The following is a 14,532-nucleotide window of genomic DNA, read 5'->3' on the forward strand; positions in this document are numbered from 1 at the left end:
ACACCAGCGTTCACCCCCTGAGACCCGTACATAACCCAGCCGAGGAGACAACCATGCGGCGCTATCTGAAGAAGCTCTATGTCCAGGTGCTGATCGGCGTCGCCGCCGGCGTGGCCCTGGGCGTCATCCACCCCGCCCTCGGCAGCGACCTGAAGCCGCTGGGCGATGTGTTCATCCGGCTGATCAAGATGGTGTTCGCGCCGGTGATCTTCGCCACCGTGGTGCTGGGCATTGCGCGGATGGAGAACATGAAGGAGCTCGGCCGGGTCGGCGCTCGCGCGCTGATCTACTTCGAGGTGCTGTCCACCTTCGCGCTGGCGCTGGGCCTGCTGGTGGTCAATGTGGTGAAGCCCGGCGAGGGCATGAACGTGGACGTGGCCCATCTCGACACCCAGGCCATCGCCAACTACACCCACGCAAGCGCCGCCAGGCCGGCGGGCTTCGTGGACTTCATGCTGAACCTGGTGCCCACCAGCATCGTGGACGCGCTGGCCAAGAACGACATCCTGCAGATCCTCGTCTTCGCCACGCTGTTCGGCGTGGCGCTGTCGAAGCTCGGTGCCCGCGCGGCGCCCATCGTCGACGTGTTCGAGGCCTTCACCCAGGGCGTGTTCACGGTGGTGGCGATGATCATGCGGCTGGCCCCGATCGCCGCCTTCGGCGCGATGGCCTTCACGGTCGGCAAGTACGGCCTCGGCTCGATCACGGCTCTCGGCAAGCTGATGGCGACGATGTACCTCACCTGCGCGCTGTTCGTCGCGATCGTGCTGGGCGGCATCGCGCGGCTTTCGGGCTTCAGCCTGTGGAAGTTCCTGCGCTTCATCAAGGAGGAGCTGTTCACCGTGCTGGGCACCAGCTCCTCGGAATCGGTCGTGCCGCAGCTGATGCGCAAGCTGGAGAAGGCCGGCGTGTCCAAGCCGGTGGTGGGCCTGGTCGTGCCCTCGGGCCTGACCTTCAACCCCGACGGCCAGTGCATCTACTACACGATGGCCGCGATCTTCATCGCCCAGGCCACCAACACGCCGCTGACGATGATGGACCAGATCACCGTGCTGGGCGTGCTGCTGCTCTCGTCCAAGGGCTCGGCGGGCGTGACGGGCTCGGGCTTCATCACGCTGGCCGCCACGCTGGCCTCGCTGGGCAAGATCCCGGTCGCCGGCATGGTGCTGCTGCTGGGCGTGGACCGCTTCATGTCCGAGGCGCGGGCGATCACCAACACGATCGGCAATGCGGTGGGCACGGTGGCGATCGCCCGCTGGGTCGGCTCGCTGGACCGGCAGCGGCTGGCCGATGTGCTGGACGGGCGCGTCGTCGCGCAGCCGGAGGCGGTCGTCGCCTCGGTGCCCGCGCCGGAAGCGCCGGCGATCGTCAAGGTGGCGGCCTGATCATGGGCAAGGCTCCAGAACTGCTGCGCGCGATGTTCGATGCCGCCGTGGCCGCCGCGCAGCCGGCCCTGTGCCTGCCGCCGCTCTTGCGCAGCATCGAGCCGCCGCGCGGCCGGCTGGTCGTGATCGGCGCCGGCAAGGCCTCGGCGGCGATGGCTCGTGCCGTCGACGAACACTGGGAGGGCCCGCTGTCCGGCGTCGTCGTAACGCGTTATGGCTACGGCGTCGGCTGCCGGCGCATCGAGATCCTCGAAGCCGCGCATCCGGTGCCCGATGCAGCCGGCGAGACGGCATCGCGGCGCATCCTCGACGCGGTGCAGGGCCTGACGCCCGACGACCTCGTCCTCTGCCTGATCTCCGGCGGCGGCTCCTCGCTGCTCCCGCTCCCGCTGCCCGGCCTGACGCTGGCCGACAAGCAGGCACTCAACGAGGCGCTGCTGGCCAGCGGCGCGACGATCCGCGAGATGAACTGCGTGCGCCGCCATTTGTCCGCGATCAAGGGTGGACGGCTGGCCGCCGCCTGCAGGCCCGCACGGGTCGTGAACCTCTTGCTGTCCGACGTGCCCGGCGACGATCCGATCGACATCGCCTCCGGCCCCACGGTGCCCGACCCGAGCACGGCCGCCGAGGCGCTGGCCATCCTCGACCGCTACGGCATCACGCTGCCGGTGCGCCATCTGCTCGCCGAGACCATCAAGCCCGGCGACCCGCGCCTGCCCGAGGCCCGCGACGTGGCGCGCGCGCTGGCCGGCATCGCGCTCCAGGTGGCGCGCCGCGGCCAACCGTTCACCGCGCCCTGCATCCTGCTGTCCGGCGGCGAGACCACGGTCACCGTGCGCGGCGACGGACGCGGCGGGCGCAACGTCGAGTTCCTGCTCTCGCTGGCCCTCGCGCTGGACGGCCAGCCGGGCATCCAGGCACTCGCGGCGGACACCGACGGCGTCGACGGCCAGGAGGAGATCGCCGGCGCCCTGCTCGCGCCCGACACCCTCGCCCGCGCCCACGCGCTGGGCATCCATCCTCGCGAGCGGCTGGACGCCAACGACGGCCACGGCTTCTTCGAGACGCTGGGCGATTCGCTCGTCACCGGCCCGACGCTCACCAATGTCAACGACTTCCGCGCCATCCTGATCACCGCACCATGAACCACAAGCACGCCAAGATCGTCGCCACGCTGGGCCCCGCCAGCGACGACCGCGCCACCATCGAAGCGCTGTTCCGCGCCGGGGCCGATGTGTTCCGGCTGAACTTCAGCCACGGCAGCCACGAGGACCACCGCCGCCGGCTGGCGACGATCCGCGAGATCGAGAAGGACGCCGGCCGGCCGATCGGCGTGCTGCTGGACCTGCAGGGGCCGAAGCTGCGCATCGGCCGCTTCGCCGACGGGCCGGTGACGCTGATGGAGGGCCAGGTCCTGCGCCTGGACCTGGATGCCGACACGCCCGGCAGCGCCTGCCGCGTCGCGCTGCCGCATCCGGAGATCTTCGCCGCCCTGCGCCGCGGGGACGAGCTGCTGCTGGACGACGGCCGGTTGCGGCTGAAGGTGCAGTGCTGCGGCCCGGACTTCGCCGATACCCGCGTGCTGGCCGGCGGGCCCCTGTCGGACCGCAAGGGCGTCAACGTGCCCGGTGCGGTGCTGCCGCTGTCCGCGCTGACCGAGAAGGACCGGCGCGACCTCGCCTTCGGCCTGGAGCTGGGCGTGGACTGGGTGGCCCTCTCTTTCGTCCAGCGGCCGGAGGACATCGAGGAGCTGCGCGCGCTGGTGAAGGGCCGCGCCGGCCTTGTGGCCAAGCTCGAGAAGCCGGCCGCCATCGCCGCGCTGGACGCAATCGTCGCCGCCACCGACGCGGTGATGGTGGCCCGCGGCGACCTCGGCGTCGAGCTGCCGGCCGAGCAGGTGCCCGCCATCCAGAAGCGCATCGTCGATGCCTGCCGGCGCGCCGGCAAGCCGGTGATCGTGGCCACGCAGATGCTCGAATCGATGGTGGCTGCGCCGGTGCCGACGCGGGCCGAGGCCTCGGACGTGGCCACGGCCATCTACGAGGGCGCGGACGCGGTGATGCTGTCGGCCGAATCGGCCAGCGGCCGCTATCCGGTGGAGGCCGTCGGCATGATGGCGCGCATCATCGCCCACACCGAGCAGGATGGAAGTTATGCGGCGGCGATCGAGGCCTCGCGCTCGGAGCCGCCGTCGAATGCGTCGGATGCTATCGGCCATGCGATGCGCCACGTCACCGGCCTGCTGAATGCCGCGGCCACCGTGGCCTTCACCACCTCGGGCCATTCGGCGCTGCGCATGGCGCGCGAGCGCCCGACGGCGCCCATCGTCGGCATGACGCCGCGGCTGGCGGTGGCGCGGCAGCTGGCGCTGGTCTGGGGCGTGCTGCCGGTCCTCTGCGAAGACGTGTCGGACATCGACGCGGTCGCCAAGCAGGCCGGCGCCACCGTGCGGCGCGCCGGCCTGGGCCGCGCGGGCGAGACCATCGTGATCTCGGCGGGCATGCCCTTCGGTGTGTCGGGCACGACGAACCTGCTGAGGATCGCGCAGATCCCGGCCTAGCCCCGCGCCTGGATCACCTTCCAGCCATTGCCCGACGGATCGCGGAATCCCGCGTCCACCGTGCCATAGCGCTCGGTCGGCTCCTGCGTGAACTCGACGCCGTGGGCGCGCATGCGCTCGCAGGCGGCGCGGCAGTCCTTGACCGACAGCACCAGCGGCGGCATCGCGCCCTTGGCCACCATCTGCTGCAGCGTCTCGGCCGTGGCCGCGTCGTGCAGCGGCGCGCCGGGCTTGAACAGGCCGAGCTGGAAGTCGGGCTGGTCCGGGTGGCGCACGGTCAGCCAGCGGTAGTCGCCGTTGCGCACGTCCGTGTGGACCTGGAAGCCGACGCGCTCCACGTAGAAGGCCAGCGCCTCGTCCTGGTCGCGGACGTAGATGCCGCTTACTTGAACACCTTGGGTCATCGTCATTTCTCCTGATGTGGTTGATCGATGGGGTCCATTGTTTCGAGGCCGTCGCGGCGGCGCTTCTCCGAAACTGCTATCGAAAGATCCGGCCGCTGCGCAGCGGCCAGCAGGCAGGCCGGCATCGCGGCGAAGTCGTTCGCCAGCGCCGCGATGCGTTCGCGCTCGCGCAGGTCGCCCGGGCGTTCGCCGGTGATGTCGCGGAAGACGCGGCCGAAGGTGCCGAGGCTGGTCCAGCCGGTCTGCGCGGCGATCTCGGTGATCGGCAGCGCCGTCTCGCGCAGCAGCCGCATCGCGCGCTCGATGCGCCGCGTCAGCAGGTAGCGGTGCGGCGGCAGGCCGAAGGCGCGCTTGAACTCGCGCGCGAAATGCGCCTCCGACAGGCCGCCGACGCTGGCCAGCCGCGCCACCGGCCAGGCTTCATGCGAAGCGGCGTCCATGCGGTCGCGGGCGCGCAGCAGGCGGCGCAGCAGTTCGGGGCTCTGGGGGGTGAGTCGATCCATTGCGTTAGGCTATCCGCAAACACACAGATCGATCCCGAGGAGAGACCGCAGCCATGCCGACCCGCCGCGCGCTGCTGATGACGATGACGCTGGGGCCGCTGGCGGAAACCGCCGGCGCAGCCGAGCGGCCCTTGCGCGTCACCTACCCGCGCATGCTCGAACGCCCCGAATCCGCCTACGGCTACCAGGTCCTGCAGCTGGCGCTGCGCCGCTCGGGCCGCCCGGCGGGGCTGCGCCTGGGCCGCGACCTGCTGTCGAACAAGCAGGCCTGGCAGCAGCTGCAGGACGGGCTGGTCGACGTGGTGGACAACGCCAGCGCCGGCCGCACGCCGGAGCGCGTGGCCCTGGTGCCGGCGCCGATCGACATGGGGCTGGGCGGCTGCCGCCTGCTGCTGGGCCGCCGCGAGGTGCTGGAGCGCCTGCGCGGCGTGAGGCGGATCGAGGAGCTGCAGCCCTTCGTCTTCGGCCAGGGCCTGGACTGGACGGACACGCGCATCCTGCGCCAGGCCGGCCTGCGCGTGCAGGAGGCGGATTTCCCGAGCCTGCTGCGCATGCTGCAGGGCCGCCGCTTCGACCTGCTGCCGCTGAGCTGCGACGAGGCCTACGCCTTCCTCGACCGCGGGCGCGAGCAGGCGCCCGACGTGGCGATCGCCGCCGAGCTCGGCCTCTTCTACCCCTACCCGCGCGTGTTCTTCGTCTCGGCGGGGAACACCGAGCTGCGCGACACGCTGCTGCGCGGGCTCCAGGCGGCCGGCGCCGATGGTTCGCTGCAGGCGCTGCTGGCGCGCACGCCGGGCATCGGCCCGGTCGTGACCGGCCGGCAGCCGCTGCCGCGCACCTTGATCGGCCTGGCCAACCCCTGGCTGCCGGAGCCGCTGCGCGGCCTGCCGCCCGAGGCCTACCACCCGTCGCTGAGGCCGTCGCTGCGCGCGCTCGCGGAGCGCAGCTGATGCGCCGGCGCGAGCACCTGGGCCTCCTGCTACTGCTGGCCACATCGGCGCCGGGCGCCGCCCGCGCCGAGCCGCGCCTGGTCCGCTACCCCAACACCAACGGCATGGGCCGGGCCGGCTTGGGCTATCGCATGCTGGACCTGGCGCTGGCCTGCGCCGGCGAGCCCTACCGGATCGAGCTGCTGCCGGCTTCGGCCAACCCGCAGCGGGTGCGGGCGCTGCTGGAGGAGGGCCTGGCCGACGTGGTGGACTTCGGCAGCACGCCGGAGTTCGAGCGCCGCTACGCCGCCGTCTACCTGCCGATCGACCGCGGCCTCAACGGCTGGCGCCTGCTGGTGATCCGCCGCGCCGACCGCGAGGCCTTCGCCAGGATCAGCACGGTGGCCGAGCTGAGCCGCTTCGTGGCCGGCCAGGGCCTGGGCTGGCCGGACGCCGACATCCTGCAGTCCGCCGGCCTGCCGGTGCGCAGCTTCCCGCACCTGGAATCGCTGTTCCGCGGCCTCGAGGCGGGCCGCTTCGACTACCTCCCGCTGGGCATGGACGAGGCCCACGACCTGATGCGCCGCTACGCTGCCGATCGCGCCGCGCTGGAGGTGGCGCCGCGGCTGGCCATCGTCTACCCCTTCGGCCGGCTGTTCTTCACGCGCAAGGACGACACGGCCCTGCACGCGCTGATCGACGCCGGCCTGCGCAAGGCCTTCACCAGCGGGCAGGCGCAGAAGCTGCTCGCCGAGGATCCAGGCTTTGCCGAGGCGCAGCGGCATCCGCCGACGCTGAAGCTGCAGATCGACAACCCGCAGCGCAGCGCCGAATTCCGGGCGATCCCTGACGCCTGGTTCATCCGTTAGGCGCCGGCACGACGGACAAGGTCGTCTCGACCATCGCCCGATCGTCGGCATCGGCCAGCGCCGCCACCAGCAGCTGCGCCTCGCGGTAGTGGCGCGCATGGCCGAGCGCATCGCCGCGTGCCGCCGCGATGTTCGCCCGCACCGCCTCGGCCATCGCCCGCTCCCAGGGCTCGGCGTCGCCCGACAGCAGCAGCGGCTCGCACTTGGCCCAGTAGTAGGCGGCCGGCTCGGGCAGCTTCAGCAACGCATAGGCGTGGGCCAGCAGCTGGGCCGCGTGGGCCTGGTTGCGTGCATTGCCGACGAAGCGCCAGAAATAGGCCGCGGCGTGGGCCGCCTGCAGCATCTCCTCGTCCTCGGCGGCGCTGCGGGCGGGCTGCTCGGCCAGGGTCCAGGCGCGGTTGTTGGCCTGGCTGGCCAGGCGGCGCTGCCAGAGCGCCGCTTCTTCAGGGCTGGGCTTGTCGTTCATCGTGACGGCTCCTTGCGGCGACGCGTCGGTGATTCTGCGCGTTCCCAGGGCGGCACGCCGCCGATCTTCTCGGCCATGAAGTCGATGAAGGCGGTGACGCGCGGCGGCACCAGGCGGCGCTGCGGCATCACCGCATGGATGCCGGTCTCGTCCAGCGCGCAGTCCGGCAGCACCACCTCGAGCCGCCCGGCGCGCAGGTCGTCCACCACATGCCAGATCGAATGGATCGCGATGCCCATGCCGGCCACCGCCGCGTCGCGCAGCACCTCGCCCTGCGTGCTCTCCAGCGGGCCGGACACGCGCACCGCCACCTCGCGCCTGCGCTTGCCCTCGCGCATGCGCCAGACATCGGCCCGGCCCTGGGCACCGACCAGCAGCAGGCAGTCGTGCTGCGCCAGCTCGTCGGGCTTCGCCGGATGGCCGCGGCGGCGCAGGTAGTCGGGCGAGGCGCAGAGCACGCGGCGGTTGGTGGCGAGCTTGCGCGCCACCAGCGTGGAGTCCTCCAGCGCGCCGATGCGGATCGCCAGGTCGAAGCCGGAGGTGACCAGGTCGTGCATGCGGTCGGACAGGTCGATGCTGAGCTTGAGCTGCGGGTGCCGGGCCATGAACTCGGGCAGCAGCGGCGAGACGTAGTAGCGGGCGAAGGTGGCCGAGGTGGTCAGCCGCAGCGTGCCGCTGACGACGCCGCTGGACGCGGTGCGCAGCCCGGCCATCAGCGACTGCAGGTCGTCCACCAGCGGGCGGCCGCGCAGGGCCAGCGCCTCGCCCTCGGGCGTGGGCACCAGGCTGCGGGTGCTGCGGTGGAACAGGCGCACGCCCAGCGACTGCTCCAGGGACCGCAGGCGCTGGCTCGCCACCGCCACCGAGAGATCGAGGCTGCGGGCGGCGGCGCTGATCGAGCCGGCGTCGTGCACGCGCAGGAAGAGGGCCAGGTCGTCGATGCGGCTCATGGCTCGATTCTCAACGAAACATTGAAATTGATTCGCCTGCTTGACGGTTTTTCTTTTGAATCGAAACGCCCACACTGCCGGCCATGAACACCACCTCCGCACTCCCCTCCGGCTCGTTCGGCGCACGCCGCGGCAAGCCGCCGCTGGCGCTGTATGCGCTGACGATCGGCGCCTTCGGCATCGGCACGACCGAGTTCGTCATCATGGGCCTGCTGCTGCAGCTGGCGGCCGACCTGCACACCAGCGTCGCCACCGCCGGGCTGCTGATCTCGGGCTATGCGCTGGGCGTCTTCGCCGGCGCGCCGCTGCTGACCGCGGCGATGGCCCGCGTGCCGCGCAAGACCGCGCTGCTGGCGCTGATGGCCATCTTCACGCTGGGCAACGTGGCCTGTGCGCTGGCACCGAACTACGGCCTGCTGATGGCGGCGCGCATCGTCACCTCGCTGGCGCACGGCACCTTCTTCGGCATCGGCGCGGTCGTCGCCACCGGCCTGGTGCCGGCCGAGCGCAAGGCCTCGGCGATCTCGACGATGTTCACCGGCCTGACCGTCGCCACGCTGCTGGGCGTGCCGGCCGGCGCCTGGCTGGGCCTGCACGAGGGCTGGCGCGCCACCTTCTGGGCCGTGTCGGCGATCGGCGTGCTGGCGATGGCCGTGATCGCGCTGGCGGTGCCGGCCCGGGCCGCGGGCAGCGGCAGCGCGGTGTCGCTGGGCGAGGAACTGGCGGTGCTGCGCCGGCCGCAGGTGCTGTTGGGCCTGGGCACCACGGTGCTGGGCTTCGCCGGCGTGTTCCTGGTGTTCACCTTCATCCAGCCGCTGCTGACCCAGCTGGCCGGCTTCGACCAGGCGGGCGTCTCGGCGGTGCTGCTGGTGTTCGGCGTGGGCATGATCGCCGGCAACGTGATCGGCGGCCGCTGGGCCGACAAGGCGCCCAAGGGCGCGCTGCTGGGCACGCTGGTCGCGCTGGCCCTGGTGCTGGTGGCGATGGGCCTGGCGATGGGCTGGGGCCGCGGCGCGGCGACGGTGGCCGTGGGCCTGCTGGGCGCGGCCGGCTTCGCCACCGTGGCGCCGCTGCAGCTGCGGGTGCTGACCCAGGCGCAGGGCGCCAGCATGGCTTCGAGCCTCAATATCGCGGCCTTCAACCTCGGCAATGCGCTGGGCGCCTGGCTGGGCGGCGTGGTGATCGAGCGGGGGCCGGGTCTTGCCGCCCTGCCCTATGCGGCGGCGCTGTTGACGCTGGGCGGCCTCGGGTTGGCCTGGATCAGCCTGAGAGCCGAGCGCCCTAAACTGGAGGCATGAGGGAAAGCAGCGAGGGACAGGCGCAGCACCACGGTGACTGCGCCAACTGCGGCGCCACGCTCGGCGGCCGCTTCTGCCAGCAGTGCGGCCAGGCGGCCCATGTGCATCGCTCGCTGCTGCACCTGGTCGAGGAGCTGCTGCACGGCATCTTCCACTTCGAGACCAAGGCCTGGCGCACGCTGGGCATGCTGGCCTGGCGGCCGGGCCGGATGATCCGCGAGTACATCGACGGCCGGCGCGCCCGCTACGTGGCGCCGCTGCCGCTGTTCCTGTTCATGATGTTCGCGCTGTTCCTGACGTTTTCGCTAACGACGAATCTGGACGGCGCCGACAAGGCCGAAGCGGCGACGCCGCCGGCCGCGGCCGCCAGCACGCCGGACGTCGAGCTCAACGACCTGCGCTGGCTGCCCGCCGTCATCAAGGGCACGCGCAGCCTCGGTGCCGATGAGCTGCACGAGGAACTGCAGAAGAACCTGCCCTGGGCCGCGCGCCCGTCGATCGAGCACAAGATCCTGCATGCGGCCAACAACCGCGAGCTGGCGGTCTACAAGGTCAAGAACGGCGCCGCCAAGTACGCGATCCTGCTGGTGCCGCTGACGCTGCCGCTGCTGTGGCTGCTGTTCATCCGCCGGCGCGACGTGCAGATGTTCGACCACGTCGTGTTCTCGTTCTACTCGCTGTCGGCGATGGCGCTGCTGCTGATCGGGCTCTCGCTGCTGGACGCGGTGGGCCTGCCCATGCTGGGCGAGACGCTGAAGCTGCTGCTGCCGCCGCTGATGTTCTACACGCAGCTCAAGGGCACCTACCAGCTCGCCCGCTGGGGCGCCATCTGGCGCACCGCGGTGCTGCTGCTCTATGCGCTGCTGGCGATGGGCGCCTACCTGCTGGTGGTGATCTTCGCCAGCATGTAGCTTCCTGCTCAGCCGCGCAGCAGCTCGGCCAGCGCCTGCGCGTCGAGCACCGTCGCCTGCTCCTGCCCTTCCAGCACGCCATCGGCCAGGCCGCGCTTGTCGCGGTGCAGTTCGATGATCTGCTCCTCCACCGAGCCGGCGGTGACGAGCCGGTAGACCGTCACCGGCCGCTGCTGGCCCATGCGATGGGCGCGGCCGGTGGCCTGGTCCTCGGCGGCGGGGTTCCACCAGGGGTCGACGATCAGCACGTAGTCGGCCATCGTCAGGTTCAGGCCGAAGCCGCCGGCCTTCAGGCTGATCAGGAACAGCTCGCCCTCGCCGCGCTGGAAGGCCGCCACCCGCCTGGCCCGCTCGGCCGCCGGCGTGCTGCCGTCCAGGTACTGGTAGGGCAGGCCCATCGCTTCCAGGCGCTCGCCCAGCAGCTTCAGGTAGTCGGTGAACTGGCTGAACACCAGCGCCTTGTGCGAGCCGTCCACCAGCTCGCGCACGATGCGCTCGAACTCGCCCAGCTTGGCGCCGACGATGCCGGTCTCCGGCGCCACCAGGCGCGGGTCGCAGGCGGCGCGGCGCAGCCGCATCAGCTCGGCCAGCACCTGCATCGGCGCGGCCCCGCCGCCTTCCATCGCCTCGCTGACCGCCTCGTTCGCATTGCGGCGCAGCGCCTCGAGGAAGTGCTTCTCCTCGGCGCTGGGCTGCACCAGGTGGACGATCTCGGTGCGCGGCGGCAGGTCCTGCAGCACCTGCGTCTTCGTGCGGCGCAGCAGGAAGGGCGCGACCAGCCGGCGCAGCCGCGCGCGGGCGGCGCCGTCCTGGTGCTTCTCGATCGGCGTGGCGAAGCGCTCGGCGAACTGGGCGGCGCTGCCCAGCAGGCCGGGGTTGATCAGGTTCATGATCGACCACAGGTCGGCCAGGCGGTTCTCCACCGGCGTGCCCGACAGCGCCAGGCGGAAACCGGCCTTGAACTCGGCCACCGACTTGGCCCGCTTGGTGGCGGCGTTCTTCAGTGCCTGGGCCTCGTCCATCACCAGCGTGGCCCAGTCGACGGCGGCGAACAGCTCGGCATCGATCTGCGCCAGCGCATAGGAAGCGATCAGCACGTCGCCGGGGCCCATGCGCTGGATCTGGGCGTTACGGTCGCTCTCCTCGCCGTAGAGGAAGGCATTGAGGCCGCAGGCGAACAGGCCCGCCTCGGCCAGCCAGTTGGCGCAGACGGAGGTGGGCGCCAACACCAGGGCCGGGCCCTGGGCGGCGCGCGAGACCAGCACGCCCAGCGTCTGCACGGTCTTGCCGAGGCCCATGTCGTCGGCCAGGCAGGCGCCCAGGCCGGCGGCGGCCAGGCGGCTCATCCAGGCATAGCCCTCGGCCTGATAGCTGCGAAGTTCAGCGCGCAGGCCGGGCGGCGGCTCGGGCTGCAACTCGGCCGCGGCGGCCAGGGCCTCGAGGCGCTCGCGCCAGAGCGAATCGCCTTTCACCGCCGCGCCGGCCAGCGTGTCGTCCAGCCACGAGGCCGCGGCCAGCGGCAACTGCAGCTGGTCCTTCTTCGCCACGGCCAGCGCGTCCAGGTCGCGCAGCTGCTGGCGCAGCTGCTCGCTCAAGGCCAGGTACTCGCCCTCGCCCAGGCGCACGAAGCGGCTCTTCGAATCGCGCGCCAGCTGCATCAGCTGCTGCAGGCCCAGCACGCGCTGCTCGTCCAGCGCCACCTCGCCGGTGAGGCCCAGCCAGTCGCGGCCCCCGTCGGCCGCGACGCTGACGCTCAAGGCCTCGCTCTCCAGCGACTTCACCCGCAGCGGCTTGCCCTTGGGCCAGTCCAGCGCGGCGATGCCCGGCAGCGTGGGCAGCACCTCGACGGCGCGCAGCGCCTCCTCGGCATCGGACAGCAGCCAGGCCGATTCGGGCGCCTGCTCGGGGTCGAGGAAGGGCAGCGCCTCGATGACCGCGCGCCGGTGCTCGCGCTCGGCGGCCAGGTCGCGCTCGGTGGCCAGGCTCAGGCCCTCGTGCATGCACAGCAGCCGCGCGCGGCCCTGGCCCGGCGTCACGGCCGGGCCGAAGCCGCCGAAGGGCTGGGCCACCAGCTGCAGCTGCAGGCCGTCGCCGAGCGGCAGCAGCCGGGCATGCAACCGGTGATCTCCAGGCACCTGCTGGCCGGCGGCGGCGTCGCTGTGCAGCTCGAAATGACCGGCCAGCACCTGCAGCGCCGCGCCCAGCTCGGCCGTGGCCTCGGCCGGCACGGCCCAGCCCTGGGCCACCAGCTCGGCGACGCGGCGCTGGGTCGGGCTGATGCGGATCACGCGGGCCTCGTGCGGGCCGTCGCGCACGATGCGCAGGCCGTTGCGGCGCTCGAGGTCGCCGTCGCTGGCGCCGGGCCAGAAGGCGGGCGGCGCGGCGGCGACCAGCGGCGGCTCGATCAGGAAGACGAACTGCTCGGCGCCGCTGGCCGGGTCGGTGCGGCGCTGCACTTCCAGGCCCGGCTGGGCCTCGCGCAGCTCGACCCACTGGCCCGGCGTGTCGGCGAACATCACGGCCGGATGGCCGATCAGCGCGGCGGCCGCGGCCGCCACGTCGATCTGCCAGCTGTTGACGCCGCCCCAGGGCGCGCGCTCGATATGGCGCAGCACCGCGTCGTCCTGCGCGCGGCCGCTGCTGTAGCCGGCCTTCTTCAGCCGGCTCAGCGGCACGGCCTTGTACTTGACCGCGCCGCGGGCGCCGGTGCTGCGCTCCAGCGGCTCGATGTCCTTGATGCGCTGTTCGTCGTCCAGCGTCATCTGCCAGACCAGCTCGGTGCTGGCGGCGGCGGCGCTGCGGCCGGCCGGCTTGCCGGTATCGACGGCCAGTGCGGTGATCGCCGCGAGCGCGTCGCGCCAGGGCTCGCGCTTGGCGCCGAGAAAGTCGGCGGGCCAGGTCACGCCCAGCTCCAGCGCGGCGCGGCCGAGCTCCAGCTGCTCCACGGCACGGGCCAGCAGGGCCGCGTGCCACAGCTGCTCGGCCTCGCGCAGCCGGTCCACCAGCCGCTGGACCGTGGCCAGCGACCAGCGCGGCGCCGGCTTGCCGAGCCAAGCGGCGAGCAACAGGCGGTCGGCCAGCATCGCCGTCGCATCCTCGCGCTGCTCCAGCCCTTGCTGGTGCTCGAACAGGCCGTCCTCCAGCGCCTCCTCGCCCAGCCGCACGCCGATGCCATGCGCCCACAGGCCCCAGGGCTCGCGCGGCGAGGGGCTGCGCGAGCCGGACTCGGCGATGCAGAACTTGCGCGCCGCCAGCCAGGCCTTGGGATCGGGCTGGGCCAGCAGCGCGAGCACGTACAGGCGCCCCAGCTCCAGCCCCAGCACGCCGCGGCGCTGGCCGCTGCTCTGGCGCAGCTGCTTCTGCGCCGTCTCGAACTGCGAGGCGGCGATCACCCACTCGCCATCCCGCTCGTGGACGGCGGCCTCGACCAGCAGCGACACCGGGCCCTCGATGCCGGCGCACAGCGCGTGGGCGCCTTCGAGATCCAGCGCCAGCAGGCGGGATTCGACCAGGAAGGTGCGCAGCGTGGGCGACAGCACCGCCGGCGCCTGCTCGGCCAGCCAGGCCCGCAGCGGCACCAGCGCGGGCTCGCCGGGCGGCAGCAGGCGCAGCGCCATCGCCAGCACCTCGTCGCGCAGCCCGGGCTCCATCGCCTCGACCACGCGCGGCAGCCAGGGCCGCAGCAGCACCGCGACGATCTCCTCCGGCCCGCCCACCGCATGGGCGCTCTGGTTCAGCCGCTGGTGGAAGGTGGCCCGGTCGCTGCCGGCGAACAGGATCAGGCGCAGCAGGGCCAGGCGCTCGCGCTCGTCGCGGTAGGACAGCCAGTGCGAGAGGCGGTCGGCCGGGCCGTGGCCGCCGGCGATCTGGTTGCCCAGGCGCAGCCAGTGGCCGCGGGCCTCGGGTTGCAGCAGCAACTGCTGCAGGCGCTCGACATGGTCGGACGGATCGGCCGTGTACGCGCCGCTGGTCATCTGGTAGGCGCGGCCCTGGCGCACCAGCTCGCGCAGGCAAGCGAAGACCTCGGTGGTGCGGAAGGGCTTGCCGTCGCGCCGCCGCGCCTGGACGGCCTCCAGCCAGTTGACGATGCCGGCGGCGCCGCGCACGCCGCTGGTCAGCAGCAGCGCATCCTCGACGGCCTGCAGCTCGGCGGTCTCGGGGGCCTCGGCCTCGGCCGGTTCCTCGGCGCGATGCTGTGCCTTCAGGCGCTGCACCTCGGCCAGCATGTCCTCCTGCGTCCACAACCGCGCGCCGCCC

At 72.4% G+C, this 14,532-nt stretch carries 12 protein-coding genes; 7 read left to right on the top strand and 5 right to left on the bottom strand.

The window, feature by feature from the left end; translation table 11 throughout:
• Positions 1-53 precede the first annotated feature (53 nt).
• From B0W88_RS02385 to pyk, 3 genes are read left to right on the top strand one after another with little or no spacing between them, the layout of a single operon-like run.
• Complete coding sequence (locus tag B0W88_RS02385) at positions 54-1,385, top strand: dicarboxylate/amino acid:cation symporter (RefSeq protein ID WP_077033051.1); 1,332 nt, start codon at positions 54-56, stop codon at positions 1,383-1,385.
• Between the two features lie 2 nt (positions 1,386-1,387).
• Positions 1,388-2,530, top strand: a complete 1,143-nt coding sequence (locus B0W88_RS02390) for a glycerate kinase (protein ID WP_077033052.1) — start codon at positions 1,388-1,390, stop codon at positions 2,528-2,530.
• Entirely contained in the window at positions 2,527-3,945 is a 1,419-nt protein-coding gene (gene pyk, locus B0W88_RS02395) for a pyruvate kinase (protein WP_077033053.1), read from the top strand. The genes B0W88_RS02390 and pyk overlap by 4 nt, the downstream gene beginning before the upstream one ends.
• Here the strand turns inward: pyk and B0W88_RS02400 are convergent.
• Together B0W88_RS02400 and B0W88_RS02405 are read right to left on the bottom strand one after the other, a co-directional pair.
• Positions 3,942-4,349 (bottom strand): VOC family protein, encoded by a 408-nt coding sequence (locus B0W88_RS02400; protein WP_077033054.1) that lies wholly within the window; start codon positions 4,347-4,349, stop codon positions 3,942-3,944. The two genes, pyk and B0W88_RS02400, sit on opposite strands and share 4 nt — an antisense overlap.
• Positions 4,350-4,351: 2 nt before the next feature.
• A complete protein-coding gene (locus B0W88_RS02405) occupies positions 4,352-4,852 on the bottom strand; it encodes a helix-turn-helix transcriptional regulator (protein WP_077033055.1) in 501 nt (166 codons plus the stop codon).
• A 53-nt stretch (positions 4,853-4,905) separates the two neighbouring features.
• Here B0W88_RS02405 and B0W88_RS02410 point away from each other — a divergent pair, with 53 nt between their 5' ends.
• A complete protein-coding gene (locus B0W88_RS02410; protein ID WP_077033056.1) occupies positions 4,906-5,802 on the top strand; it encodes a hypothetical protein in 897 nt (298 codons plus the stop codon).
• Positions 5,802-6,650, top strand: a complete 849-nt coding sequence (locus B0W88_RS02415; protein ID WP_077033057.1) for a transporter substrate-binding domain-containing protein — start codon at positions 5,802-5,804, stop codon at positions 6,648-6,650. Before B0W88_RS02410 ends, B0W88_RS02415 begins: the two co-directional genes overlap by 1 nt.
• Here the strand turns inward: B0W88_RS02415 and B0W88_RS02420 are convergent.
• Positions 6,640-7,116: a hypothetical protein gene (locus B0W88_RS02420; RefSeq protein ID WP_077033058.1), complete on the bottom strand. Its 477-nt coding sequence runs from the start codon at positions 7,114-7,116 to the stop codon at positions 6,640-6,642. The genes B0W88_RS02415 and B0W88_RS02420 overlap by 11 nt on opposite strands.
• Positions 7,113-8,066 carry a LysR family transcriptional regulator gene (locus B0W88_RS02425; protein WP_077033059.1) on the bottom strand — a complete coding sequence of 318 codons (954 nt, stop codon included), beginning with the start codon at positions 8,064-8,066 and terminating at the stop codon, positions 7,113-7,115. Before B0W88_RS02425 ends, B0W88_RS02420 begins: the two co-directional genes overlap by 4 nt.
• An 83-nt stretch (positions 8,067-8,149) precedes the next feature.
• Here B0W88_RS02425 and B0W88_RS02430 point away from each other — a divergent pair, with 83 nt between their 5' ends.
• Entirely contained in the window at positions 8,150-9,364 is a 1,215-nt protein-coding gene (locus tag B0W88_RS02430) for an MFS transporter (RefSeq protein WP_077033060.1), read from the top strand.
• The gene (locus B0W88_RS02435; protein ID WP_077033061.1) at positions 9,361-10,275 is read left to right on the top strand and encodes a DUF3667 domain-containing protein; all 915 of its coding nucleotides are present in this window, start codon (positions 9,361-9,363) and stop codon (positions 10,273-10,275) included. The genes B0W88_RS02430 and B0W88_RS02435 overlap by 4 nt, the downstream gene beginning before the upstream one ends.
• Positions 10,276-10,283: 8 nt before the next feature.
• On the opposite strand, the gene B0W88_RS02440 is transcribed toward B0W88_RS02435, so the two are convergent.
• A partial coding sequence (locus B0W88_RS02440; RefSeq protein WP_144006555.1) for a DEAD/DEAH box helicase occupies positions 10,284-14,532 on the bottom strand: 4,249 nt, incomplete at its 5' end.

The organism is Pelomonas sp. KK5 (assembly GCF_001984095.1).
In the GTDB taxonomy this organism is placed as follows: Bacteria; Pseudomonadota; Gammaproteobacteria; order Burkholderiales; family Burkholderiaceae_C; genus KK5.

Excerpts from the sequence above, each read along its gene's own strand:
- B0W88_RS02425 (WP_077033059.1), bottom strand. The coding sequence starts at position 8,066 with ATGAGCCGCATCGACGACCTGGCCCTCTTCCTGCGCGTGCACGACGCC.
- B0W88_RS02410 (WP_077033056.1), top strand. The coding sequence starts at position 4,906 with ATGCCGACCCGCCGCGCGCTGCTGATGACGATGACGCTGGGGCCGCTG.
- B0W88_RS02435 (WP_077033061.1), top strand. The coding sequence starts at position 9,361 with ATGAGGGAAAGCAGCGAGGGACAGGCGCAGCACCACGGTGACTGCGCC.
- B0W88_RS02385 (WP_077033051.1), top strand. The coding sequence starts at position 54 with ATGCGGCGCTATCTGAAGAAGCTCTATGTCCAGGTGCTGATCGGCGTC.
- B0W88_RS02400 (WP_077033054.1), bottom strand. The coding sequence starts at position 4,349 with ATGACCCAAGGTGTTCAAGTAAGCGGCATCTACGTCCGCGACCAGGAC.
- B0W88_RS02415 (WP_077033057.1), top strand. The coding sequence starts at position 5,802 with ATGCGCCGGCGCGAGCACCTGGGCCTCCTGCTACTGCTGGCCACATCG.
- B0W88_RS02430 (WP_077033060.1), top strand. The coding sequence starts at position 8,150 with ATGAACACCACCTCCGCACTCCCCTCCGGCTCGTTCGGCGCACGCCGC.
- B0W88_RS02390 (WP_077033052.1), top strand. The coding sequence starts at position 1,388 with ATGGGCAAGGCTCCAGAACTGCTGCGCGCGATGTTCGATGCCGCCGTG.
- B0W88_RS02405 (WP_077033055.1), bottom strand. The coding sequence starts at position 4,852 with ATGGATCGACTCACCCCCCAGAGCCCCGAACTGCTGCGCCGCCTGCTG.
- pyk (WP_077033053.1), top strand. The coding sequence starts at position 2,527 with ATGAACCACAAGCACGCCAAGATCGTCGCCACGCTGGGCCCCGCCAGC.
- B0W88_RS02420 (WP_077033058.1), bottom strand. The coding sequence starts at position 7,116 with ATGAACGACAAGCCCAGCCCTGAAGAAGCGGCGCTCTGGCAGCGCCGC.